We start from the raw sequence: 24,564 nt of genomic DNA on the forward strand, positions 1-24,564 counted from the left end.
TATGTCTGAGACGCAAGTGCAAGAATTCGCCGGTCGGCTCTTCGACATGGCCCGCGAGGGCAATGTGGACCTCCTCGCTTATATCGACCACGGCGTAAATATCGACCTCGTCAACCAGGATGGCCAGTCCTTTATTATGCTCGCCGCCTATCATGGCCACGCCGAGCTGGTTACCGCACTTGCCCGCGCCGGCGCGGACGTCAATCTGCTCAATGACCGCGGCCAATCGCCCCTGGCCGGAGCCATCTTCAAGAAGGAAGACGCGGTCATCGACGCCCTCCTGGCCGCCCACGCCGATCCCACCGCCGGTCAGCCCTCCGCGGTGGATTCCGCCCGCTTGTTTGGCCGAGAGGACCTTCTCCCGCGCCTGGGAAGCGAGGCACGGGAGTGACCTGGACGTCCTTTTTTACCCTTCTTCTCATGAATTTGGTGGGCGTTGCCTCACCCGGACCGGACATTATCTTGGTGACCCGTTACGCCACCCGATCGCGTCGCCACGCTGTCGCTGCGGCCGCCGGTATCCAAATCGGCGTGCTTTTTTGGTGCGCCGCCACTGTTTTCGGTGCCGCCGCGCTGCTGACGGCTTTTCCGGAAATTTTGGGAGCGGTTCAGGCCGTTGGCGGCTGCTTCCTGGTGTTTATGGGCTCGCGCGCGCTGCGCAGCGGCATCGCCCAACGTGCTAACCCGCCGGTTGACCTAGAAGACGCCGCCGCCAAGCTGGGCCGCCTGCGCACCGCTTTCAAAGTCGGCCTAGCCACGAATATGTCCAACCCGAAAATCGTGCTCTTCCTCGCCGCGATGATTGCCCCGCTGCTGCCGGCCAGCCCGCCCATCTGGTTGGCCCTTGGGCTCACACTTTCGCTGTCGCTATCGGCTTTCCTTTTCTTCCTGGTCGTCGCCACAGTTATTTCCACCCACGCCGTGCGTCGCAAGCTCATCGCCGCCGGTCCGTGGATCGACATCGGCTCTGGCCTCTTTTTCATTATCGCCGGCATCGTCCTCATCGTGACTGGCGGGCAGAACCTCTTGGCCTAAAACAGGCGCGGGGTACCCTCGGCCACCGTATCGAGCACCCACTGGGTCCAGCGAGCAACGGTGGAGGCGCGCCGTCGGGACGTCGCCAAGCTCAGGCCCAGCCCGTCCATCCCCGCAATAATCTCCGCGGTGCTGGCGACTGTGCCGCGGGCTAGGCTCAGCTCAAGCACCTCGCGGAAAACCCGCCGCGCCGCCAGCGCCCGTATGAGTGCCGCATTCCGGGCGTCGCGCTGCGGCTGCTCGATAACCCGCCGCCCGCGCTCGGTGGGCTCCCAGGCTTCCTCCACGGGCTCCGCCAGCCCCAGGTAGCGCGCGGCGTTGGCATAATAATCCGCCTGCCGTGGGTCAAAGTCATAGCGCTGAGTAATCTCTGCCTTGCTCAGCGGCTGCAGCGCAATGAGTTCCAGCAGGTTAACCACCCGCTCAAAGCTATTGGCCTGTGGAAAGGGCACTGCCGGCTCGGCCTCGGGTTCTACCGCGCGCACAATGTCCAGCGCCGCCTGCGCATCCAGGTGGGAGGCCGACAGTGCGTAGCGGGCGCTATCGACTAGCACAATGCTGCGAAAATCCGCCGGGTCCCGAAATTCATAGCGGTACAGGTGGAAAATGCCATTGGAATAGACCAGATAAACCGGCACCACATTCTTGGCCAGGCGCTGTTGGAAGCGGCGGTAGGGAAAATATAGCTGCCGGATATTGAAATCATCTGATAGGTGGTTCTTCGCCTCTACCAGCACTAGGTGTTCGAGCGATTCGAAGCCACCGTCGATTTCCATCTGCGCGCGGTCTACCGCTACATCCACGCCCAAGTCCGGCAGCCGCACCTCTAACTCGCGCGTGGACATGCGTCCCGCTACCGTGGCCTGCAATGGTCCGCATCCCAGGAAGTCCTCTAGCATCCCGCTTGCCGACGCCCCATTGAGCGCTACCGCCTCCGAGCTCACCCCCTCCAACGAGAGGGTATCTAGCCCCGCCGGCAGCTCCAGCGTGCGTACCTCGCCGCGGAACGCTTCTGGAAACCTTTCGTACAGGTTGAACCGGCCCACTAAGTATTCGCTGCGGCTGACCGGCACGATGCCGAGCCGCAGGCGCTGAAAGATCCACGGCCTAGAGGTAGAAAAATCATGCTTGGCCATGAGCCGCGGCTGCCTGGCCGAGATCCTTTCCAATTCCCGGGCGCTAATGAAAAAATATCCGCGCCGCTCCAGCTCCTTGCCGTATTCCCCCGCCAGGATGCGTAGCCAGCCCCAGTCATTGACGCCGAGTTTCACCGAGTCCGGCACGTTGAAGCATGCCCGCAGCTTTTGATGCTCGCATTCCGCGTGCGGTTCCGTCCCGCTACTCACCGCTGACCTCGTAATTGCGCACCAGTACCTCATCGACCTTGCCACGCTTCGAACCCACCGAATTAATCGCCCGCGTCGCCCCCACAATGCCTACTTCATAGTCCGCATAAAGGTCTCGGATGAATTCGGTAGCCGAATTCGACAAGAGGAACTTTACCCCACGCCTATCCAAGTCATCGCAGACCTCTTTGAGACGCTCTTGCTCCCCGCGGTCAAAGCCGCCTTTTTGATAACCGGTAAACGAACTCGTCACGTTCACCGGGTCATAGGGCGGGTCGAAGTAAACAAAATCGCCCTCGCTTGCTTCTGCTACCGCCGCAGCGAAATCCCCTTGAGAGAAGGTGACATCATTATCCGCAAAATAGCCGTGTACCGCGCGCAACGTTTCCTCATCGCAGATGGTGGGGTTTTTATAGCGCCCAAACGGTGCATTAAATTGGCCGGCCGCATTTACGCGATACAGGCCGTTATAGCAGGTGCGGTTGAGATACAAAGTCCGTGCGGCACGCTCGAGAGGGGAGAGGCTGGCAAACCGCCGGGCGTCTCGGTCCACTGCGCGCAGTGCATAGAAAAACTCCGCCTCATTAGGGTAGCTCGCAAGTTCCTCAATGAGCTTGTCGACGCCGCCGCGCACCACTTCATATAAGTTAATAAGCTCACCATTGAGGTCGTTGACTCGTGCGCTGGCCGGTTCGAGAGAGAAAAGCACAGCGCCGCCACCGATGAAGGGTTCATAAAAACGCCGCGGGGCATCCGCCGGCAGGGCGGCGTGGATATGCGGCAGGAGCTGGCGTTTCCCGCCCGCCCATTTCACCAGTGGCTTAACGTTTTTCATCGGTGATTCATCTTAGCCGCCACACCGGACACAAGCACCATCGGGCTTTCGAACGCACGAGCGGGTAGATGGGGTGCACGGCCAAGTGGGGGTCAGGCAGTGTTGTCTAACGTCACAGTTTCTTCAAATAGTGCCGTGACGGGCGCAAATGCGCAGCCACGCCGGTGGGGAACCCTTCCGGTGCGAATGGTGGTTTCCTTAGTCGAATATTAAATAATAGAATCGCCCCAAAATCTCTTAGTTTGTAGGCAAAATTATATTTCCGCACTATGTCTTAGGGAAAGAAACGATACTGAAACTTTGAGAGCGTCGGGACAGAAAGGGGCATTTATGCCGCGTATATCAAAGATCCGAGTCGCTGCGCTCAAACTCGTCATCGAAAAAGGGTATGACGGGTTTACTATGGAGGAGCTCGCCCACAAAGTAGGCGTTTCTCGCCGCACCCTTTTTAATTACATTAAGGACAAAGAATCGGCAGTTTTGGGCCCCGAAATTTCAAAGGAAGTAGAGCTTCAATTCCAGAATTTCGCCGCCGGCCTGCCGACCGGAAGCCTGCGCGAAGATTTTAAAATCATGGTCATGGCTGAATTCAACCGCGCCGTCGGCGATGAATTCTTCCCCGAAATCTCCCAGCTAACGGCCCAGGCGCTAGCGGAGGATACGAAGCTGCGCAACCTGTACTACCAGCGTGATAGTCGCATGATCCAGCGCTTTCGCCAGGCCGTGCAAGCCCGCGAGGGCTGGAAGTCCTCCGATCCTCGTCTGACACCGACCGTCAACATCATCCACACCCAGTTCCTGACCGCCTTCGAGACCTTCATGGAAACCCGCGGCGGCACTTCGCTTACCGACGCCTTCCATAACGCCGGCGCCATTTTCGAAGACTACTTCAACGACGAACTGGCCTAGGCGTCCCCGGCTCAGCTTCCTGCCTTAGCTCTCCGCCTCCGCCCGCGCCTCGTTGCCTTCCAAGCCCCCACCTCTGCGCTCGGTCGGCTTTGCGTTCGGCTGCCTCGGCGCTCGACCGTTCTGGCAGCGGAACTGGTCTGGTGGTGCAACTGCTTGGTGGCGGAACTAGCCTGGCCGAGACGCTGACGCAGCCCGTTTTGGTAAAGAAAATCCCCCGGGGTGCTCCGTAGAGCTTGACCGGGGGAGAAGTGCAATGGCTCTTAGTCCATCTTATTGAACGCGGAAGCCATGCCGGACTTCTTATTGGCTGCAGTGTTGCGGTGGAAGACACCCTTGGACACGGACTTATCCAGGGCGCGGGATGCCACGCGCAGCTGCTTCTCAGCAGCGGCCTTATCGCCAGCGGCAACGGTCTCGCGGAACTTGCGGATCTCGGTACGGACGGCAGAGCGAATGCCCTTGTTGCGGCGGCGTGCCTTCTCGTTGGTGATAACGCGCTTCTGCTTGGACTTGATATTTGCCATGAAAAATACCTCTTAGTAATCGAAAGTGATTGACGTAGAAACCGACCTACTCGGACTACTCCCGCGGCCAGCAATTTCTAGCGCGCTCGGCGCTGGTATTCGAAAGGCGAACCCAAGGTCCTGCCCGCCCCGACCAACGCGCCCGGCAAGTAAGTAACCAACACACAATAGCAGTACCGAACCCGACCTGCCAAAACCCTCACTACGGCGATCTGGCCGTGCTGCGGCTACGCCCAGTGATAGCGCGCCCGTAGCCTATTCGCGATTCGTTCGAACCTGCGTTCTGGGAAAAGCGTGCCCTGGCGGCGCACCTGTTCCTCGGAAACTTCGAGTAGGCGGTCGAGTCGCACCCAGCAGTCGCACCCGGATTCGTCCCATTCGCCGGCGCCGATTTCTAACCAGGCGTCGTCAAGCGCATGCTTCGGGTTGGGGGAGATAAGCAACCCCATTACCGTGGTGCGGGTCCGGCCAACGACCAAAATGGCGCGCTCGCGCGGCGGGGCCTGCTTGCCCTCGGCCGGCACCCACACCCAGACCACTTCGCCGGAATCGGCTTGGCCGTCCATATCGGGGGTGAAAAATATAGAGCGGGGGTGGGAGGCGGTGGCCTCGATCCGGATATCGGCGGCCTTGCGCGGCTCGTGGAATTCATCCGACCTATCCAACCCCAACCGAGAATTGATGCGGGTCAGGCCGGTGTCTATGGGCTCGCGCTCGCTGATTCCCAGCGCTTGGCGCAGACGGGTGAGCATGGCGCTTTTCATGTCGACTATTGTAGACGTATGTCTGAAAACTTTGCGGCCACGACGTTTACGGATCCCGCCCGAATCCGAAACTTCTGCATTATTGCTCACATCGACCACGGCAAGTCGACGCTGGCGGACCGCATCCTGCAGCTATCCAAGGTGGTTGCGGAGCGCGATATGCGTGACCAGTTCCTCGATAATATGGATATCGAACGCGAGCGCGGTATTACCATTAAGGCGCAGAACGTACGCCTGCCCTGGGTGCCCCAGTCCGGCTCGGACGAAGGGGAGCAGATCGTCCTCCAGATGATCGACACTCCTGGTCACGTGGACTTCACCTATGAGGTCTCCCGCGCCCTTGAGGCATGTGAGGGCGCCATCCTGCTTGTCGACGCCGCTCAGGGCATCGAAGCCCAAACCCTCGCCAATCTCTACCTGGCGATGGAAAACGACCTGGAAATCATCCCGGTCCTCAATAAAATCGACCTGCCGGCCGCCGACCCGGAAAAATACGCGTTGGAAATCGCCAATATCATCGGCTGCGAGCCGGAGGAGGTGCTGCGCGTTTCCGGCAAGACCGGCGAGGGCGTGGTCGAGCTGCTAGATAAAGTCTGCGAGCTGGTGCCGCCGCCGTCCTCCGAGTTCGACGCGGATGCGCCGGCCCGCGCCATGATTTTTGACTCCGTCTATGACACCTACCGCGGCGTTGTGACCTATATTCGCATGGTGGATGGCAAGCTCACCCCGCGCCAGAAGGTCACGATGATGTCGACCAACGCCAACCACGAGCTACTCGAAATCGGCATCGTGTCACCCACGATGCAAAAATGTGAGGGCTTGGGGCCCGGCGAGGTGGGCTACCTGATTACCGGCGTGAAGGATGTCCGTGAGACCAAGGTCGGCGATACCGTCACCTGGTCCAATGGCGGCGCTGAGACTCCGCTCAAGGGCTATAAGGACCCGGACCCGATGGTCTACTCCGGTCTTTTCCCTATTTCCCAGGCTGACTTCCCAGACCTCCGCGATGCGCTGGAAAAGCTGCAGCTTAACGACGCCTCCCTTACCTTCGAGCCCGAAACCTCCGTCGCCCTCGGCTTTGGTTTTCGCTGCGGGTTCTTGGGCCTATTGCACATGGAAATTACCCGCGACCGCTTGGAGCGCGAGTTCGGCCTCGATTTGATTTCTACCGCGCCGTCGGTGACCTACCGCGTGGTGGCCGAAGACGGCGAAGAAAAGTGGGTTCACAACCCGTCTGACTGGCCCGAAGGCAAACTCACCGAGGTTTATGAGCCGGTGGTGAAGATGACCGTCATCGTGCCCGAGCAATTCGTCGGCCCCACCATGGAACTTTGCCAGTCCAAGCGCGGCCAGATGGGCGGCATGGATTACCTCTCTGAGGACCGCGTAGAGCTGCGCTACACCATGCCGCTGGGCGAAATCATCTTTGATTTCTTCGACATGCTCAAGTCCCGTACCAAGGGCTACGCCTCGCTGAACTACGAGGAGGCCGGCGAGCAGCTCGCAGACCTGGTCAAGGTCGATATCCTGCTCAACGGCGACCCAGTCGACGCCTTCTCCGCCATCGTCCACCGGGATTCCGCCCAGTGGTACGGCAATAAGATGACCAAGAAGCTTAAAGAGCTCATCCCGCGCCAGCAGTTCGAGGTGCCGGTGCAGGCGGCCATTGGCTCAAAGATCATCGCCCGCGAAAACATCCGGGCCATGCGCAAGGACGTGCTAGCCAAGTGCTACGGCGGCGATATTTCCCGTAAGCGCAAGCTGTTGGAGAAGCAGAAGGCCGGTAAGAAGCGCATGAAGACCTTGGGCTCCGTCTCGGTGCCGCAGGAGGCTTTCGTGGCCGCGCTGTCTACCGACGCCGACGATTAAAACACCACCTACGCACGCCGAACCCGCCTCACAGCCGCGGCTAGGTTGTGAGGTCGGTCAGCGTAATCGAGTAGTGTTTGGCTGAGTGATTTGGGCAGGTAACTTGGCCTATCGGGCCCACGGCGGGATCCACGTTATGCGTCCCCGTCTTCGCTCCAGTCGGCCGCGTACCGGCGGCGCGTTCGGGTCGTCGTCGTTGACGCCGTTGTGATACGGACACGCCACACTGAGATTCGCCATATTGGTCTCGCCGCCGTGTTTCCACGCCTGCAGGTGGTGAATCTGGCACTTATCAGCCGGATAGTTGCACTCGGCCCACGGGCAGGTGGGGTTTTCCGCACCTGCCATCAGTCGCTGCTTATCGGAGGCATGCCGCGAGGTGTGATACAGGTTCACCGGCCCCTCATAGGGATGGACGAGGGTGACGAGTCCGCATTCGGCAAGGCGCTTTTCCACCAGTTTGGCGCCACTGATTTCGGCCCCATTGGTCAACCGCAGCGTGATTTCCTCGCCTCCACCAGAAAGGATTTCATCTAATTCATCGAGCTGGATGATGATATTCGTCGTCGACGCAGGCCGGGCCGTGGCCTCACCGCGGAAGAAGATATTGCTTACGGAATCGAGCGGCTTGTCCTCGTTAATGCTGGCGTGCAGGTCAGCGATGAAATCAGAATCACCGGTGATGGAAAGAGTCGACGGACCGCCCTTGCGCCGGGTTACCCGAACCCCCTTCTCCGGTTGCCGCGGCGGATACATCTCCTTTAACCGCGTGCGAGCAAGGCGCTCCACATCCTGGTCAGTGGCACACAACTCCGAGCGCAGCGCCCACGCGTCCCGCTTGGATTTGGTGCGGGAGACGTATTTTTCGATGATCTTCAACGTCGCTAAGCAGTGCTTAGTTGCCCGGCACGAACGCTGCCGGCGGGTGAAGGGAGTGGGGCCAAAGTAGACGTCGGCAAGCGCAAGCAGGCTACGGGTCTCCTGCCGGGGCAGGCCCAGGCGCAGATCCGCCTCGCGCACGCCGGAGACCTCGCCGAGAAGCTCCATCGGCGAGGCGAGTTGGCGGGCGTAGTCCTGCAAGCGGGTCATGCCGGTGAGCCTAAGGTACCCCGCAAGACCGGGGTAGCTCACCCGAGCCAGCCTGTGGATAACTCGCCCCACCCGTCACACCAACCCCGAACCCGCCCGGCGGCCTGTGGATAACCTGCGGTACCCTCGAATGCGAAAGCGAGAAAAGGAGCTCCCCATGACTGACCCGACCAAGCGCATTCGCCCCACCAACCCCGGACGCCTGGCCGCCCCACGCCAGGCCCAGCAGCTGCCGCCCCTACCGGTGACGCGGGCACGCATCGGGGAGCGGATTGCCACCGAGGTCTTCCAGGAAATGGGCGAGGAGATGCTCGAAGAGCTGCAGAATTTTCGCCGCGACCTGCACCGCAACCCAGAGATTGGCCTGGATCTGCCGCGCACGCAAAAGAAGGTCTTGGAAGCGCTCGAGGGCCTGCCGCTGGAGATTCACGTGGGCCAGGACCTGAGCTCAGTGGTCGCCGTGCTGCGCGGCGGCCAACGCGGCGAGCGGCCGGTGTCGGTGCTTTTGCGCGCGGACATGGACGCCCTCGAAGTGCGTGAGCAGACCGGCAGCCCGTTCGCGTCGACGAATGGGTATATGCACGCCTGCGGCCACGATCTGCACACCGCTGGTCTGGTGGGCGCGGCGCGGATTCTGTGCGAGCATCGCGAGGAGCTGCACGGCGACGTTACGTTTATGTTCCAGCCCGGCGAGGAGGGGCCGGGCGGCGCGCTGCCGATGATTGAGGAAGGCGTGCTTGACGCCGCTGGCCGACGCCCCATTGCCGCCTACGGCCTGCACGTTGGCCCCCAGGACCGCGGCACGTTCCACTATGTGCCTGGCCCGATGATGGCCAGCTCGTCCAACCTGACCATCACGGTGCTGGGCAAGGGCGGGCACGGCTCCCGCCCGCACGATGCTATTGACCCAGTAGCGGCGCTGGCGGAGATCCAAATGTCGCTGCAGACCGCACTGACCCGCCGCTTCGATGCGCTCGAACCCATCGTGATTACCGTGACCAACCTGTGGGCGGGCGATGGCGCGTATAACGCCATCCCGGAACGCGCGGCCTTGGGTGCTACGGTGCGCGTGCTGCGCGATGAGAAGATCGACGCCGTGCGGCAGATGATTACGGAGGTCTCCAGCTCCGTTGCTGCTTCCCACCGGTGTACCGCGCAGGTGGATTTCGAGGTTTTGTACCCGACCACCAAGACGAATCCGCGGGAAAATCAGTTCGCCGCTACCTTGTGGAGCCAGATGTTTGGCACCGAAAACGTCCAGCCTTTTGATGCCCCGATGATGGCCTCTGAAGACTTCGGCTATGTCCTTGCGCAGGTGCCGGGCACGTTTATGTGGATGGGCACGGCCAATCCGGAAAAGCCCGAAAATCAGCGCGAGTGGAACCACTCGCCAATGATGCGTTTCGATGATTCGGTGCTGGGAATGCAGGCCGCAGCGTTGGCGGCCGTGGCATTTGAGCGCCTGGCCACCGAAAACGAGCATCCGTCTGCGCAGACGAAGGCCATGCGCGACGCTGCCGGGGTGCAAAAATAATTCATCCCTAGGGATTATGGCCATGGGCTTAAGCTTTAGGTCATGATCAGAACGAAGTGGAGCACGGCGGGAATTGTTGCCGCTTGTGCGGTGGCGAATTGGCTCATCGGCGTGGTGCTGATGAACCTCGACATTGAGGAGTATTCGCCGTCGTTTGCGGAGTACGGGCCCTATATCTGCACCGGTTTTGCGGTGGGGGTGGTGACGATTATCGCCCTGCCCTTTGCGTTAGAGCACCAGCCGCGCGAGCTTTCCGACGTCGACTATGCCGGCTCCACCCGTAGCTTCATCGCTGGCTGTATCGTGCTGCTGGGGTCGAGCTCCTATTTTGGTGCAGCTAGTGGAGTCGTGGCTTTCATTTCCATGGTCTCGCGCCGCTCGACTTCGCGCTCGGTGGCCGCAGTGGCGTGCTTCGTGGCGGCGTTTGCGATTGATGCGTTCTTCAACCCCTATATGGCCTGGGACGATATCGGATGGGTTGGTGCCATCTTCGTTGTGGTCGTGATGGTCGCGGGGTTATTGGTGGGACAAAAGCGCGCCAATTTGCGCGAAAAGCGGTGGCGGGTGGAGCAAGAAGCCCGGATGAATCGCGAAGAGATGCGTGCCAAGGTAGAGCGCGCGCGGCAAGAAGAGCGCGAGAGTATCGCGCGCGACATGCACGATACGCTCTCGCATCGGCTGAGCCTTGTGGCCATTCATGCGGGTGCGCTGAGCTATCCGCGTGAAGGCGTGCCGGCCGAGTTCACAGACGCAGCGCGCACCATCCGCACGGAGGCCCAGAACGCGGTAGAAGATTTGCGCACCGTCTTAAGCGCCTTGCGCGAAGACCTTTCCGAGGATCCGCGCACCACCTTAGAAGAGCTAGTCGCGACCGCGCGTGAGGCCGGCACGCAGGTGACCGTGACCTACGCGGACGGTGCCGGCCCGGATGTTTTTACTGGGCTATCCACGATGGCGCAGCACGCCGTGCACCGCGCAGTACAGGAGGGCCTGACCAATGCACGCAAGCACGCCGCTGACCAGCCGGTGAGCATTACGGTGCGCGAGGTGGCCGGTGAGGTGGGCATCGAGATGCGCAACCCACTACCGGCGGCACCGGCCGGGGATCGCGCAGGTGCCAGCGCCGGCGGCTACGGGCTGGTGGGACTGCGCGAGCGTGTGGAGCTATCCGGCGGGCGCATGAATGTTCACGTCGGCGAAGAAGGTGAGGAATTTAGCTGGAGCATCCAGCTACCACTGGCGCACAAGGAGGCCACGCAATGAGCGAGATGAGTTGGCACCTGCGCCATCCCGATTACGGGCTCATGCGCATTGACCTAGAAGAAACCACGACCCGCGAGGGCTGGACAGGAAAATACTTAGATTCTAAGCGCAGCCTTTTTACCTCCACGGTCAACGGCACTACGCGCAAGCTCAGCTACACCGATACCGATGACTCGGCCTATAGCGTGGAATTCCTGCGCGGAAATAGCGATGATAATGCGCCCGAAGACGCAGATCGCATCGAGCTGGTGGAGCGCCGTGGCTATATCGTGCCACAGTTTCGCGGGCAAGGAGCGAGGGTGATGTTTGCAGCGGTGGGGAAGGTGGACGTCGATAAGCGCCTGCATCGGGTGAACCTGTGGACATTGCTTTTGCAGACTGCGCTGACATTCATTGCGGCCACGCTTGTCATCGACTTTTTCCCCAAATTATTCGAAAAAATGACCGATATTGTCGTGCCCTCGTTCCTCAATGGCGTAGTGACAGGCCATGCCAATATAGTGCCGATAGCGCTGGCGATTCTTGTGGCGCTTACAGTGGCGTATACGCCCGTTGCGTCGCAGTTCTGGCGCGCGCGGTGGAACCAACCAGTAGGAAAGGAAGCATGATGGCAGATGCACTGCGCGTGGTGCTGGTTGATGACGAGGACCTAGTCCGCAGCGGGCTGCGCCTGTTGCTGTCTAATGCACCCGATATCGAGGTCGTGGCCGAGGCGAGCAATGGCCGGGAGGCGGTGGCAACCGTGCTCGATGCGCAGCCCGACGTGGTGTTGATGGATATCCGCATGCCGGTCATGGATGGCATCGCGGCTGTGGAGAAGATTCTGTCGGTCCATGCCGTGCCGATAATCATGCTTACGGCCTTTGATACCGATTCCTTCATTTTGCGGGCCCTGCGCGCCGGGGCGGCTGGGTTCTTGCTCAAGTCAACGCCGCCGGAATCGCTCATGGCGGCCGTGCGTGCGGCCGCGGCGGGGCAGCCGCTGTTGAGCCCGCAGGTCGTTGACAAGCTGGTAGGCATGCAAAGCCCCGCGCTTTCCGACGCCCATTCACACCACACCCGCACCGCTCGCACCCGGCTTTCCACTTTGAGCTCGCGCGAGCGGGAAATCGCCGGGCTGGTAGCCCAGGGTTTGAATAATCAAGACATCGCCGACCAACTGGTGGTGTCCATGGCGACGGTGAAATCGCATATGCAGCATATTTTGAAAAAGATCGGCGGTACCAGCCGCGTGCACATCGCAATCATGGTCTTAGAGGCGCGTGGCTAAGGCTGGAGAATCCTCCCTGCGGGGGATACCGCGCCGGCGGCAGGCCGGCTTAGACTGGTGCGCGTTATGAAGTTGTTCCGAAAATCCGACGAGATGCTCCAGCGCCCGCTGTGGCAGAAGATTCTCATCGCTTTAATCGTTGTCGTCGGCGACGTGCTGGTCACGTTGATGAGACTTGCGGAAAATGATGCCTCAGAGATTCGGATCCTTGTTACAGCCGCGGTGATGGTCGTTACCTGGGCGCTTTTGCCTTTGGCTTTGCGCCATGCCGTTGGGGAGCGTGACCCGCGCAGCACGCAGCCCGGCCCGCGCAGCGCGTTGGTAGCCGCAACCATTATTTCGGCGACGGTGACGATTGCTGAGTACCGTCCTTCGGTAATGATAGCGGCGTTTTCTGCGGCCTCGCGCCGCAGCCGGTTGTGGATCGCGCTGGTATGCACGGCCATGGTGGCCTCGAAACTAGTCGACACTGATTTTTCCGGTGCTAAAGGTGCAGATATTCCGTTTCAGATGGGTTATTACGGCAGCGCGCTTATCCCGGCGCTGGTCGTACTGGTTGTTGGGTTGGTTCGCTCGAACCAGAAGGAGCGCACGATTGCGCTGCAGGCGCAGGCGGAGCTCACGCATGAGGAAATGGCCACGCGGGAGAACTTTGCGCGGCAGGAAGAACGCGACCGGATCGCGCGGGATATGCACGATACGCTCTCGCACAGGCTGAGCATGATTGCGGTCTATGCCGGCGGGTTGGCCTACCGCAAAGACCTAGATCCGGAAGAGACGCGGCAATCTGCGCGCACGATTCGCGATGAAGCCGAGGCCGCCGTGGGGGATCTGCGTGAGGCGCTGCACTCGCTGCGCAGCGAGGGGCGCATCGATCCGCGCGAGGGCGTGGAATCGCTGGTGGAGCGTTCCCGCCAGGCGGGCATGGACGTGGAAGTGCGCTACCAGGCGGGCGCGGGGCCGCAATCGCTGGAGGAGCTGAGCACCATGGCCGGCCACGCGCTCAACCGCGCGGTCCAGGAGGGCCTGACCAACGCCCGTAAGCACGCACCCGGGCAGCCGGTCACCATCACCATCGCTACGCTTGCCGACGCCCTGTCTATCACCATGTCTAACCCCACCGCCCAGACTGGGGAAAAGGCAGGCATGCACAGTGGTGGGTACGGGATCGTCGGCATGCGCGAGCGCGCTAGCGTGGTGGGCGGATCATTACAGGTACAGGACGGGGAAGAAAGCTTCTCGTGGACGCTGCGCCTGCCAAGGAAGGAAGAAAAGTGAGTGAAATTCGGGTGGTGCTCGTCGATGATGAGCCGCTGCTGCGCCACGGCCTGCGCATGATCTTGGAAGGCGCGCCGGGCATTAGCGTCATTGGCGAGGCCGGCAACGGCAAGGAAGGCATCGAACTTATCCTGGCCGAAGAGCCTGATGTGGTGCTGATGGATATCCGCATGCCGGTCATGGACGGCATCGAGGCGACGGCGCAGCTGCACTCGCTCGCCGGCGCGCGCGATATCCCGGTGGTGATGCTCACTGCTTTTGATACCGACGAGTTCATCCTGCACGCCCTACGCGCTGGGGCAGTGGGATTTTTGTTGAAGACGACGGCGCCGGAGGCGCTGGTGGCGTCGGTAAGAGCAGCGGCCCAAGGCCAGCAACAGTTAAGCCCGAAGGTGCTAGAAAACCTGGTGGGGCTGGCGGACACCCCGCCGCAGCCGGAACAGGAGATGATTCAGCCCAGCAAATTGGCCGAGCTGAGCGAGCGCGAAAATGAAATTGCCCAGCTGGTGGCCCAAGGCCTGAGCAATGCCGAGATTGCCGAGCAGCTATTCATCTCGCTGACCACGGTCAAGACGCACATGAAGCACATCCTGGCCAAGATCGATGGCACCAACCGGGTGCACATCGCCATTGCAGTGCTTGGCGGCTAGGTGAGACTAGGCGCGGCGGAAGATGGCGGAGAGTAGGCCGATAAGCGCAATGGCGCCGACAATGATGGAGGCCGCCGGCCAGTATTGCGGGAAGTACTTGAGTGTGTAGCCAAAGACCTGGCCGTCGTCAAAGTGCTGCCATAGCGCTACGGGCATCCACCACAGCTTGGTCAGAGTGAGCAGCGCGCCTACGAGGCCTGCGGCAACGCGGCTGCCCCCGCGGAGGAAGAGGCTGGCCGCGACCAGCACGATGCCGGCGATGGTCAACGCGAAAAGCAGGGGAGTTTCGGTACCCAGCGGAGAGCCGCGCAGCAGGAACTCATGGTCAATTTCGTGTTGTTCGATGAGGGTATAACCATCGAGTACTACGTCATCTGGGATTCCCATTATTTCTCCTTGTTTGTACCCGGAGCGGCAGCGGCGCCTTAGGTGGCGTAGGGAGGGCCGACTGAAAGGCGGACAGTTGCCACCTTAGAACCGGGTTGTACATCTATTATAGACACATCTGTCTTTGGGGGCGTAGTCTGAGGCCTTTGACTCGATACAAGGAGACAGTGTGATTATTACCGGACTTCTCACCGGCATCGTCTTCGGTGCCGTGTTGCAGCGTGGGCGCTTCTGCGTGACCGGCATGCTGCGCGATATTTTCCTCAATAAGACTTGGCGCGGTTTTACCGCTCTGCTCATTTTGATCTCGGTCCATGCCTTTGGCCTTACCCTGTTGACCGGCGCTGACGTGCTCTCTCCGGAGATTGCTGATTTCAAACCGGTAGCCGTCATTGTGGGTGGTTTCATCTTTGGCCTTGGCATCATCTTGTCTGGCGGCTGCGCCTCCGGAACGTGGTACCGCTCTGCTGAGGGCCTGGTCGGCTCGTGGATTGCGCTGCTGTTTTATGGGCTATCAGCCGCGGCCATGAAGTCTGGTCCGCTCGAGGCGGCGAATGATTGGTTCAAGCAGTGGAGCCTGCCAGTAACCACCATCCACGACGCGCTACATATCTCCCCGTGGATTCTGGTCGCGGTTGTGTGGGTAGTGACCTTCCTGCTGTGGCGCCACTACCGCGCCAAGGACGCCGGCCGCCCGAAGGTGGACCTAGGCCAGCCGTGGTACGCCAAGCCACTGAACATGAACATCGCAGCCGTTGCTGTGGGCATTATTGGCACGGTGGGCTTTGTACTTTCTGCCGACGCCGGCCGCAACGGCGGCCTCGGCATCACCACTCCAACTGCGGATATCGTGCGATGGACCGCCACCGGTGATTCCGCCCGCATGAATTGGGGCACCCTGCTGGTCATCGGTCTGTTGGTAGGTGCGTTTATCGCCGCAAAGACCGCCGGTGAATTCCGGGTGCGCGTTCCGGATGCGCAGACTGCGACCCGCGCTATTTGGGGCGGCATCATGATGGGTGTTGGCGCGTCGTTGGCTGGCGGCTGCACCGTGGGCAATGGCATGGTGGAGACCTCCTTGTTTAGCTTCCAAGGCTGGGTATCGCTGTTCTTTATGGCGCTAGGCGTCGGTGCGGGCGCACGCCTATGGCTCAAACCGAAGAAGTCGCAGGGCCACCAGCCGCAGCAGCCGCAAAACTATTCCACCGCGGAGTCCGTCGATAACGCTGTAGTCTCTGCCGAGGACAAGGTCCTGCCCAGCTTTACCACGGCAACTGGGGCGGTAGCGCTTAAGACCAAGCCGCAGACCAAGGAAAAGGCCCGCGCCCTGGGCGGTGGGCGCTACGCGCTCGATACCCTTGGCGCGGTCTGCCCGTTCCCGTTAATTGAGGCCAAGCAGGTCATGGCTGAGTTAGAGCCGGGGGAGGCCCTGGTCATTGACTTTGACTGCACGCAGGCCACCGAATCCATTCCGCAGTGGGCAGCTGATGAAGGCCATGAGGTTCGTGATTTCCACCGCTTGGGCGATGCGGGCTGGCAGGTCACGGTAGTCAAGACCGGATAATTACATCATTGTCAGCTACTATGAGGAGGCAGAAGAATCGAGCGTGATTCTTATGCCTCCTTTGTGGTTTGAAAGAAGTTTTCTCATGCCCGAGTTTGATGATAATTCCACCGCTGTTGCCGATATTTTGCATGCCTTCGCCGTCTTTGAACGCGAGGAAGAACACGTGCTAGACGCGGAACTGCGCCTTAACGTGTATGCCAGCTAGGCCATGATTCGCGTCTTTGCCGCGCTGCTGCCTTCTGCCACCGCGCGCGAGCATTTGGTGCATACGCTGCGGCCTATCTATGCGGCAACCACCAATGAGTTGCGCTGGACGGACCCGGATAATTGGCATGTGACCATGGCCTTTTATGGTGATCAGCCCAATGATGCCGCGGCCGTGCGTGAGCACCTCGCCCACGCGGTGGCTGGGCGCTCGGCGGTGAATGTGCACTTGAGCGGCGCTGGAAGTTTTGAGCAGCGCACCCTGTGGTTAGGCGTCGGCGGCCAGGTGCGCGGAGTGCGGGAGTTGATGGCGGATTGCCAGCTTGCCGATGTCCCCTTTAATCACCATCGCCCCCACCTGACCGTCGCGCGTGCCGGTCGGCGCACCCGCGAGCCGTGGGCGTTGGCGGATTTTACGCGCGCCCTATCGGTGTATCGGGGACCGGAATTTTGCGTGGACCGGGTCTGCCTTATGCAATCGCACCTGGGTGAGGGCCGCGGCGGTGGGCCGCGCTACGAGGTACTAGAGGAATATCCCTTGTTCTAGGTGGCGCGGGCGGCGCGGATTTCCCGCACGAGGGTGTCGAGCTTCTCGCGGGTGGCGGTGCGGTCTGGGTGGGTGGTGCAAAAATCTAGTAGGAAGTATCCAGCGTGCTGCACAGCAATGTGGCGGGCCCAGAATTGGCGCACGGCATCTGGGTTATCGGCAGCGAGGGACTGGATGGCGCGGCGCTCCGAGAGCAGCTCGTATTGCAGGTCGCGACGCGCGGATAAAGCGGAATCCGGGGTATTGACAAAGAGCAGTCCGAGCAGGGTAGCCATGGATTCCATCGCGCGGACTTGCAAGCGGGCCTGATTGCGTACGGGGGCACTGCGCTGCCATAGCCACAGCACCGCGGTGGCGATGAGGATGGACAAGAGGATTTCGCCGCAGCGAGCTTGGATAGTGGGCCACAGGGGCCGGGTGGCGGAATTGCCCATCAGCAGGGCCAAGGGTGTGGAGAAGATGACGCAGATGGCGTAGTTTTTCGCCACGAAGATTTCGGCGCAGAATTGGCAGGCAGCCAGCGCGAGCAGGAGGGTCCAGCCACTGATACCAAAGTAGTGGAGGATGGAAAAGAGCAGCACGCCTACAACGGAGCCGAGCATGCGGTGGATGCCGCGGACGGTGCCCGGCACGTGGTCAGGCCCCCATTGCAACATGAGGAAGGCAGAGACCACACCCCAGTCCGGTCGGTCGAAGCCGAGGCTAAGGCCCACGAGCATGGTAATGATCGCCGAAAGAACCACCTTTTGGGTGGTGACCATGGCATGCGAATCCCGCACCGCAGCGCGGTAAAGCCTATATCGGCCGGTGGGGCGGGTGTGCGGGATAGCCGTGCGATTTGGGTCGACGTCGGTGACATGATCGGTAAGCTGGTCCGAATCGGAGCCGAGGTCGAGGGCGCGGTTATGCGCCACGATGGTGTGCTGGGCCGCAAGGGTGCGCTCCACTAGGTGGGCTCCTTTGGAGTCGATGATGCGGCCACCGCGGATAATGTGGGCGTCGGAAAGCGCCTGCCAAGCAGCAAAAAGCGCGGTCTGCGCTTGGTGGTGGCGTGCTAAGGAATCGTCGCGATCATTGTGGAATGCATCCGCGGCCTTCTCCAAGGTAGTGACCGCGCGGCGTTCGGGGCCGTGGGCGTCGATGAGTGCCGGCGCCATGCCCAGCGCGAGGCTGGCTAGCATGCCGGTCAGCGCCCAAAAAAGCAGCTGGCCCACGGTGACATCGGTGCGTGCCAACATGACCGAGCCGCCGCCGACCATGACGAGGAAGAAGGTGCCCGGCGGCGGCAGGCGCAGGGCATTTTGGGCAAAGCCACACACGGCCGCCAACGCCGTGGTGTAAAGACCAGCCAGCAGCAGCCACCAATGGCCGTGACCCGGTGCAAAAATGAGTTGGCCTACCAGCACGCCCACGGCCGCAACGCTAATAAGCGCGGTGCCTGCGGTGAGCATGACGCGCGGGCGGGTGCGATAGGGATGGCCCTCGCCAAAGATAACGGTAAATGCGCCGGTGGAAATGAGCAGGATGGCGTAGTCGTGGCCGGTAAGCAGCGCGATGGCGCCGGGAATGAGAATCGCCAATCCTGCGCGCAGGGCACTGGGCCAGCGCACCGAAGCGCTATTAAACGCGGTGAGCAGCTGGGTAGTGCTAGGGCGCTGCGGGAGGGGATAGTCAAGCTGGGCGGCCACGGAGCAGCAAGATCCTTTCTAGGCGGAGTTATCTGACCCGACTACCTTACGCCCTCCAGCGCCCGCTTCACATCTCGGCGGCCGCGATAAGCCGGCGCGTGTAGTCCGTGCTGGGGGAGGACCATACGGCCTCGGTAGGGCCGTGCTCGATGAGACGGCCGCGGTCGAGGACGGCGACGCTATCGCACAGGTGGCGCACCACCGCTAGATCGTGGGTGACAAAGAGCAAAGTGAGCCCTCGCTTATCGATGACCCCCGCCAGCAGCTCCAGCACTTGGGCGCGAACCGACATATCGAGCGCAGAAACGGCTTCATCGGCCAGCAAGATATCTGGCTCGCCGCACAGCGCGCGGGCGATGGAAATGCGCTGGCGTTGGCCGCCGGAAAATTCATGCGGGAAGCGGTCGAGGCTATCTGCCGGAAGCCCGACCTCTTCGAGCGCGCCCGCGACGCGGGAGCGCTTTTCGGCCTTGTTTGGGTTGCCCGGCATAGCTTCTGCGATGGATTTCCAGATCTTTAGCCGCGGATTGAGAGAGCCCTGCGGGTCTTGGAAGACCATCTGAACCCGGCCGCCGACGGTGACCTCGCCGCTTGTCGGCTGGTCGAGTCCGGCGATGAGCTTGAGCAGGCTGGTTTTGCCCGAGCCGGAGCCGCCCACGATGCCGAGGCGCTCGCCGCGGTGCACGCGCAAGTCGATGCCATCGAGTGCGGCGTTAGTGCCGTGCACCTTGCTTACCCTCTGGAGCGTGACCAGGCCATCTTCCGCTGCGGCCGGGGAAAAGCTCATCTCCGGGGGCTGTGAGGAAGCGATGAGCTTGCGGGTATAGGGATGCTCGGGTTGGGCAAGAATCCGCTCGGTAGGGCCCGACTCCACCACTGCGCCGTGGTGCATTACTAAAACTCGGGGGCACATGCGGCGGATGACCCCCAAGTCGTGGGTGATGAAGATCAGCGCGGTGCCGCGGGCCTCGGTCACCCGCTCAATGACGTGCAACACGCCATCCTGCGTGGTGGCATCCAGCGCGGTGGTCGGTTCATCGCAGATGAGCAGATCGGGGCGGCCGGCCATGGCCATGGCAATGAGCACGCGCTGGCGCTGGCCGCCGGAAAGCTGGTGGGGAAACCGGGTGGCGATATCGGCATCAAGCTCTACTTCTTCGAGCGCGGTTGCGGCATCGCGCACCCCGGCTTGAGATAGTTGCTTGCCCACGCGCATGAGCGGATCTAGTGCGCTCATTGGCTCTTGGAAGACCATGGCCATGGTCGTTCCGCGCAGGGGGCGGACGCGGGCATCGCCTGCGCCTATCACCTCGTGGCCATCCACGGTGACGGAGCCGCTCGCGCGAACTCCATCGGGTAAAAGCCCCATAATGGACAGTGCCGTGAGCGATTTACCGGAGCCGGATTCACCCATGATGCCGAGCTTCTCGCCGGCCGCGAGCTCGAAGTTAAGCGGCCCCAAAAGGGCAGTGGTGGATCCGGCGGCGGTGACCGCCAGGCCATTTACTTTGAGCAGGCTCATCGCGCGGATCCTTTCAGGCGGGGATCGAGGAGGTCACGGAGGGCGTCGCCAAGCAGGTTAAATCCCAGCACTGTTGCCGCAATGGCCAGGCCGGGCCAGAAGGCCTGCAGGGGAGCGGTGCCCAGAAGTGACTGGGAATCTTGCAGCATCCGGCCCCACGAGGCGGCCGGTGGGGCGGTGCCCAAGCCTAGATAGGACAGGCCCGCCTCGGCCAGGATGGCAAGCGCGAAATATACCGAGGCCTGCACGATGAGCAGACCGGCAAGATTGGACAGAATATGGCGCCACGCTACCTTCCAGCCTGGCACCGCGGAAATGCGCGCGGAGGAAATATAGTCCTGCGTGATGACCTGCAACGTACCTGAACGCGCGACGCGGGCGAAGGAAGGAATGCCGGCGATGCCGATGGCAACCATGGCCGTAAGCGTTGAAGGCCCCCAGACCGCGCCGGCAATAATCGCCAAAAGCAGCGCGGGGAAGGCAAGCAGCAAATCTGCACCGCGCATCACTATCGCATCGGCCCACGTGCCACGGCGCATGCCAGCGAGAATGCCGAGTGGCACGCCGACCACGGCAGCGATTCCCACCGCCACTAGGCCGACGAAGACCGTAATCTGGGCACCTGCCATGATGCGGGAAGCGGTATCGCGGCCAAAGCGATCCGTGCCGAGGAGATGCTCGGCGCTGGGGCCGGCAAGCCGCACATCCGGGTGCGCCAGGGTCGGGTCATATGGCGTCCACACCAGAGAAATCACTGCCACCAGCACCGTGGCGGCGACGAGGATGGCTCCCAGCCAGCCAGAAAAACGCAGCTTCATTATTTCTCACCTGCCGTGATGCGCGGATCGATGAATCGGTAGGCAACATCCGTGAGGGCATTGACCACCAAGGCGAAGGCGACGAGGAGCATGACCAAGGTCTGCACCGTGGTCAGATCGCGCACCGCCACCGCATCCAGCAGCATCGAACCTATGCCGGGGATGACAAAGACGGACTCAATTACTACGGCGCCTACGACCATCGTGGTTAGCTGTACGCCGGCCACGGTAAGCACCGGCAGCGCCGCATTGCGCAGGCCGTGGCGCTTCAGCGCCTGCCACGGGGATTGCCCCAGCGCACGGGCGGTACGGATATAGTCCTGATGCAGTACATCGAGCACAGCCGAGCGCACATAGCGCGTCAGCATCGCACCTTGCACCACGGCCAGCGCGATGACCGGCAAGATGAGGTGGCGCATAAACTCGCCTGCGCCCTGGTTCGGCGGCACCCAACCATTGGCCGGCAACCAGCCTAGGTGAACGGCAAAGATGGCCACCAAGATGATGCCGAGCAGGAAGCTGGGCACCGCAATGCCCAACTGCGTACCGGCAGAAACCACATCCGCGCCGCGGGTACGGTTGCGCAGTGCCAACCACATTCCCACCGGGATGGCCCCGGCCAGTGCGAGCAGCATCGCTAAACCAATCAGGATGAGCGTGACCTGGGCGCGGTCCAGCACCAGCGGCGTAATATCTTGTTGCGAGGACAATGACTGCCCAAAACTGCCGGTAAATAGGCCTTTTATCCACTCCCAATATTGAGTGAGCAGCGGGCGATCCAGGCCCAGCTCAGAGCTGAGCTTGCCGACGGTCTCTTCGGTCGCATTCACTCCCAGCGCCACCCGCGCCGGGTTGCCCGGCACCGCGCGCATGAGCGCGAAGATGATGATGGAGGCGGCTAAAAGCGTTAACGCAACCCGCAGCAGCGGGCGCACGATGGCTCGCCCGGCAATGCGAAGGGAAGTCATCGGGCCTCCTTTGCGGTGGTATCTGTGGTGTTATCCGCAGAGTCTGTGCTGGCAGTAGCGTCTGCGGAGCTCAGATCGCGCAAAATCAGCGCGTCCGTGATCTGATCAGGATGCAGCCCGCGCACGCCTGTGCGGGTGAGCACGATATTGGGCATATTCATCAAGGTCAGCGCGCCGGCATCAGCCATGATCTGGTCCACGGCTTGTGCCATGAGCTTGGGATAGTCTTGCTCTGGCGCGGAGTCGGCCTGGGCCAAAAGCTCGCGGGTGCGCGGCGAATCGTAGTTGAGGTAATAGTCCGGATCGCCGAATAGGGTCGGCACATCGCGCGGCTCTACGTGGGAGATGAGCGACATTTGATAATCTTTGGCGCCCATGACCTGGCCCAACCATACGGCTGGGAACTCGGCGGATTCTAGCTTCACCTTAAAACCAACTTCGGTGAGCTGCGAGTACAGCAGCTCAGCGACGGTCTGGGCATAGGGCAGCGTCGGTGTAGTCAGCGTGATTTCGGCCCCTTCTGCGCCGGCCTCTTCGAGCAACTGGCGGGCCTTATCCGGGTTGTAGTCGTAGTAGTGCTTGCCTTGGAACCATGGATCTGTAGGTGGGATTGGTGCACCACCGGTATCTTTGGCTAGCCCATTCCACAAAATGTCATTGGCCGCCTTGCGGTCTACGGCATAGGCGACTGCCTGGCGCACGCGCGGATCATCAAAGGGAGCTCGGGCATTATTCATGGATAACAACACCTCACCATTGGTGGTGCCGACCTCGGTAACGATGCCGTCCTTGACGTCGTCGAGAAGCTCTGGGTTTTGCACGCCCCAGACCACATCCACGCCGCCGGCCTGCAGCGCATTGACCGAGGAAATGGTATCTGGGAAATAGCGCACGGTGACATCGTGCGCGGCGGGCTTTCCCCAATAATTTTTGCGGACCTTGAGCTCTACAAATTCCGAAGGTGCAAAGCGGAAAACCTCAAAGGGGCCGGTACCTACCGGTTGGGCGGCGAGGTTATCCATGCCATTAGGCGTCATCATCGCGCCGGTGGCTGTGCCCATGGACCAGAGCCAGCCATTCGACGGCTGTTTAAGGCGCACCTTTAGTGTGTGATCATCGATTGCCGTGGCCTTATCTACCGGATCCATGGCGGCAGAGATGCCGTTGGTCCATTTTTCGCGCACATAATTGATGGAAAAAGCAGCGCTTTCGGCCGTGAAGGCATCGCCATTGGAAAAGGTGACGCCTTCGCGCAGGTGGAAGGTATAGCTGCGGGCGTCGTCGCTGATCTCCCACGAAGTGGCGAGCCCTGGGGTGATAGAACCATCCTCATCGATGCGCACGAGAGTCTCATAAACATTGTCCATGAGTACAGCGGGGATGGCGGCCCCACCGGTAGTGGTGAAATCCAGCGAGGTGGCCGCCGAGGTGGAGGCTACGGTAAGGGGAGAAGAAGCGGAGTTGCTTTCTACTTGGGAGGTATCAACCACCGCGGTATGGCCTGCCGAGCACGCTGAGACAGTTCCTACAGCGGCCGCCATGGCGAGGCTACCCAGCGCTTTGCCGGCGCGAAATCTTCTCATAGAAAGCAGGGTAGCCGGTGGGGATAGCTGCCGTGAAACTTATGCAAAATTTCCTGGTGTGGGGATAACTTCTAGGGGTGACACGCCCCCGCGTACGCTATTCATAGCCAGCTTCATGCGGTCTGCACGATAGAGGTACACCGCCAATTCCACTGGTTCGCCGGAGTGGTTGGATATTTCCATTTGGAGTCGCCACAGTGGGGTGCCGGTGGCTACTCCAAGTGCCTCGGCATCCTCGGCACTGGCTTCTTCCAACGTGAGTTCGCGGCGCACATTATCAAAGTCCACGCCGCACTCGCGCAGGCGCGCGTGAATAGAGCCGGTATCCGCGTCGAAGTCTAGGATGTGCTTTCCCACCACCATGGGGAAATACATGCGCTCGATGGCAATGGGTTGGTCCTCGGTATAGCGCACGCGGTGGACAAAGACCACATTTTGTTCTGGGTCTACACGCAGAAAACGAGTGATTTCCCGCGGGGCGCGGCGGCGAGCCAACCACAGGGTATGTTGCTGTGGATCCACGTCATATTCGCTAAGCCAGCTGGAGATGGAATAGATGGATTCAAAAAGCTCTGCCTGGGTAGAGGCTAGAACGGTGGAGCGGCGCCCGCGGCCGGAGGAAACCAGCCCTTTGGCCCGCAAAGCCGCAACCGCTTGGCGCACGGGTCCGCGGGAAGAAGAAAACTTCTCGCATAAATCTGCTTCACTAGGCAGAAAATCGCCTGGCTGCAGCACGCCAGAGCTGATCTGATCTCGCAGGTAATCAGCGATCTTTCTATGCTGCTGTTTATCGCGTGGGCTCATTCAACTTTTGTCCTTAGTCTCTCCGGGGCTTTTCGCAGCGGAGCGAAACACAATAATGCTATTCCATTTTTCTAAGGCGCGCTAATGAAGCAACGCCACTTAGAAACTAC

The 24,564-nt window shown here is 61.1% G+C and carries 25 protein-coding genes; 13 read left to right on the forward strand and 12 right to left on the reverse strand.

Annotated elements, in window-relative coordinates; translation table 11 throughout:
* Position 1: 1 nt before the first annotated feature.
* Complete coding sequence (locus tag L8V22_RS05700; protein WP_238801424.1) at positions 2-391, forward strand: ankyrin repeat domain-containing protein; 390 nt, start codon at positions 2-4, stop codon at positions 389-391.
* Positions 388-1,035 carry a LysE family translocator gene (locus tag L8V22_RS05705; protein ID WP_238801425.1) on the forward strand — a complete coding sequence of 216 codons (648 nt, stop codon included), beginning with the start codon at positions 388-390 and terminating at the stop codon, positions 1,033-1,035. Before L8V22_RS05700 ends, L8V22_RS05705 begins: the two co-directional genes overlap by 4 nt.
* Here the strand turns inward: L8V22_RS05705 and L8V22_RS05710 are convergent.
* Positions 1,032-2,381, reverse strand: a complete 1,350-nt coding sequence (locus tag L8V22_RS05710) for a type II restriction enzyme (RefSeq protein WP_238801426.1) — start codon at positions 2,379-2,381, stop codon at positions 1,032-1,034. The two genes, L8V22_RS05705 and L8V22_RS05710, sit on opposite strands and share 4 nt — an antisense overlap.
* On the reverse strand, positions 2,374-3,216 hold the full coding sequence (locus L8V22_RS05715) for a DNA adenine methylase (protein ID WP_238801427.1): 843 nt from the start codon (positions 3,214-3,216) through the stop codon (positions 2,374-2,376). Before L8V22_RS05715 ends, L8V22_RS05710 begins: the two co-directional genes overlap by 8 nt.
* A gap of 330 nt (positions 3,217-3,546) precedes the next feature.
* Here L8V22_RS05715 and L8V22_RS05720 point away from each other — a divergent pair, with 330 nt between their 5' ends.
* The gene (locus L8V22_RS05720; RefSeq protein ID WP_238801428.1) at positions 3,547-4,125 is read left to right on the forward strand and encodes a TetR/AcrR family transcriptional regulator; all 579 of its coding nucleotides are present in this window, start codon (positions 3,547-3,549) and stop codon (positions 4,123-4,125) included.
* Positions 4,126-4,385: 260 nt separating this feature from the next.
* Here the strand turns inward: L8V22_RS05720 and rpsT are convergent, their stop codons facing one another.
* Complete coding sequence (gene rpsT, locus L8V22_RS05725) at positions 4,386-4,649, reverse strand: 30S ribosomal protein S20 (protein WP_238801429.1); 264 nt, start codon at positions 4,647-4,649, stop codon at positions 4,386-4,388.
* Between the two features lie 227 nt (positions 4,650-4,876).
* Positions 4,877-5,413 (reverse strand): type II toxin-antitoxin system PemK/MazF family toxin, encoded by a 537-nt coding sequence (locus L8V22_RS05730; RefSeq protein WP_238801430.1) that lies wholly within the window; start codon positions 5,411-5,413, stop codon positions 4,877-4,879.
* A gap of 18 nt (positions 5,414-5,431) precedes the next feature.
* Here L8V22_RS05730 and lepA point away from each other — a divergent pair, with 18 nt between their 5' ends.
* Entirely contained in the window at positions 5,432-7,282 is a 1,851-nt protein-coding gene (gene lepA / locus L8V22_RS05735; RefSeq protein WP_238801431.1) for a translation elongation factor 4, read from the forward strand.
* A gap of 108 nt (positions 7,283-7,390) precedes the next feature.
* On the opposite strand, the gene L8V22_RS05740 is transcribed toward lepA, so the two are convergent.
* Positions 7,391-8,371 (reverse strand): HNH endonuclease signature motif containing protein, encoded by a 981-nt coding sequence (locus tag L8V22_RS05740; RefSeq protein ID WP_238801432.1) that lies wholly within the window; start codon positions 8,369-8,371, stop codon positions 7,391-7,393.
* 157 nt (positions 8,372-8,528) lie between these two features.
* Here L8V22_RS05740 and L8V22_RS05745 point away from each other — a divergent pair, with 157 nt between their 5' ends.
* The 6 genes from L8V22_RS05745 (at position 8,529) to L8V22_RS11680 (ending at position 14,366) form a co-directional block, all read left to right on the forward strand.
* A complete protein-coding gene (locus tag L8V22_RS05745) occupies positions 8,529-9,905 on the forward strand; it encodes a M20 metallopeptidase family protein (protein WP_238801433.1) in 1,377 nt (458 codons plus the stop codon).
* 42 nt (positions 9,906-9,947) lie between these two features.
* Positions 9,948-11,168 carry a sensor histidine kinase gene (locus tag L8V22_RS05750; protein ID WP_238801434.1) on the forward strand — a complete coding sequence of 407 codons (1,221 nt, stop codon included), beginning with the start codon at positions 9,948-9,950 and terminating at the stop codon, positions 11,166-11,168.
* Positions 11,165-11,776 (forward strand): hypothetical protein, encoded by a 612-nt coding sequence (locus L8V22_RS05755; protein ID WP_238801435.1) that lies wholly within the window; start codon positions 11,165-11,167, stop codon positions 11,774-11,776. The genes L8V22_RS05750 and L8V22_RS05755 overlap by 4 nt, the downstream gene beginning before the upstream one ends.
* The gene (locus tag L8V22_RS05760; RefSeq protein WP_238801436.1) at positions 11,773-12,438 is read left to right on the forward strand and encodes a response regulator; all 666 of its coding nucleotides are present in this window, start codon (positions 11,773-11,775) and stop codon (positions 12,436-12,438) included. Before L8V22_RS05755 ends, L8V22_RS05760 begins: the two co-directional genes overlap by 4 nt.
* A gap of 66 nt (positions 12,439-12,504) precedes the next feature.
* On the forward strand, positions 12,505-13,716 hold the full coding sequence (locus tag L8V22_RS05765) for a sensor histidine kinase (RefSeq protein WP_238801437.1): 1,212 nt from the start codon (positions 12,505-12,507) through the stop codon (positions 13,714-13,716).
* Positions 13,713-14,366, forward strand: a complete 654-nt coding sequence (locus L8V22_RS11680; RefSeq protein ID WP_238801438.1) for a response regulator — start codon at positions 13,713-13,715, stop codon at positions 14,364-14,366. Before L8V22_RS05765 ends, L8V22_RS11680 begins: the two co-directional genes overlap by 4 nt.
* Before the next feature lie 6 nt (positions 14,367-14,372).
* Here L8V22_RS11680 and L8V22_RS05775 read toward each other — a convergent pair whose 3' ends face one another.
* Positions 14,373-14,753, reverse strand: a complete 381-nt coding sequence (locus L8V22_RS05775; RefSeq protein WP_238801439.1) for a hypothetical protein — start codon at positions 14,751-14,753, stop codon at positions 14,373-14,375.
* Positions 14,754-14,922: 169 nt separating this feature from the next.
* Here L8V22_RS05775 and L8V22_RS05780 point away from each other — a divergent pair, with 169 nt between their 5' ends.
* From L8V22_RS05780 to thpR, 3 genes are all read left to right on the forward strand, one after another.
* Positions 14,923-16,317, forward strand: coding sequence for a YeeE/YedE thiosulfate transporter family protein (locus tag L8V22_RS05780; protein ID WP_238801440.1), 1,395 nt, complete (start codon positions 14,923-14,925; stop codon positions 16,315-16,317).
* An 85-nt stretch (positions 16,318-16,402) separates the two neighbouring features.
* A complete protein-coding gene (locus L8V22_RS05785) occupies positions 16,403-16,525 on the forward strand; it encodes a hypothetical protein (RefSeq protein ID WP_005324145.1) in 123 nt (40 codons plus the stop codon).
* Positions 16,526-16,528: 3 nt separating this feature from the next.
* On the forward strand, positions 16,529-17,071 hold the full coding sequence (gene thpR / locus L8V22_RS05790) for an RNA 2',3'-cyclic phosphodiesterase (protein WP_238801441.1): 543 nt from the start codon (positions 16,529-16,531) through the stop codon (positions 17,069-17,071).
* Here thpR and L8V22_RS05795 read toward each other — a convergent pair.
* The 6 genes from L8V22_RS05795 to L8V22_RS05820 form a co-directional block, all read right to left on the reverse strand.
* On the reverse strand, positions 17,068-18,759 hold the full coding sequence (locus tag L8V22_RS05795) for an FUSC family protein (protein WP_238801442.1): 1,692 nt from the start codon (positions 18,757-18,759) through the stop codon (positions 17,068-17,070). The genes thpR and L8V22_RS05795 overlap by 4 nt on opposite strands.
* A 67-nt stretch (positions 18,760-18,826) precedes the next feature.
* The gene (locus L8V22_RS05800) at positions 18,827-20,281 is read right to left on the reverse strand and encodes an ATP-binding cassette domain-containing protein (protein WP_238801443.1); all 1,455 of its coding nucleotides are present in this window, start codon (positions 20,279-20,281) and stop codon (positions 18,827-18,829) included.
* Positions 20,278-21,099 (reverse strand): ABC transporter permease, encoded by an 822-nt coding sequence (locus L8V22_RS05805; protein ID WP_238801444.1) that lies wholly within the window; start codon positions 21,097-21,099, stop codon positions 20,278-20,280. Before L8V22_RS05805 ends, L8V22_RS05800 begins: the two co-directional genes overlap by 4 nt.
* On the reverse strand, positions 21,099-22,067 hold the full coding sequence (locus L8V22_RS05810) for an ABC transporter permease (RefSeq protein WP_238801445.1): 969 nt from the start codon (positions 22,065-22,067) through the stop codon (positions 21,099-21,101). Before L8V22_RS05810 ends, L8V22_RS05805 begins: the two co-directional genes overlap by 1 nt.
* On the reverse strand, positions 22,064-23,650 hold the full coding sequence (locus tag L8V22_RS05815; protein ID WP_238801446.1) for an ABC transporter substrate-binding protein: 1,587 nt from the start codon (positions 23,648-23,650) through the stop codon (positions 22,064-22,066). Before L8V22_RS05815 ends, L8V22_RS05810 begins: the two co-directional genes overlap by 4 nt.
* A gap of 39 nt (positions 23,651-23,689) precedes the next feature.
* Positions 23,690-24,454 carry a GntR family transcriptional regulator gene (locus tag L8V22_RS05820; RefSeq protein ID WP_238801447.1) on the reverse strand — a complete coding sequence of 255 codons (765 nt, stop codon included), beginning with the start codon at positions 24,452-24,454 and terminating at the stop codon, positions 23,690-23,692.
* Positions 24,455-24,564 lie beyond the last annotated feature (110 nt).

This window comes from Corynebacterium yonathiae (assembly GCF_027570195.1).
GTDB classification, from domain to species: Bacteria; Actinomycetota; Actinomycetes; order Mycobacteriales; family Mycobacteriaceae; genus Corynebacterium; species Corynebacterium yonathiae.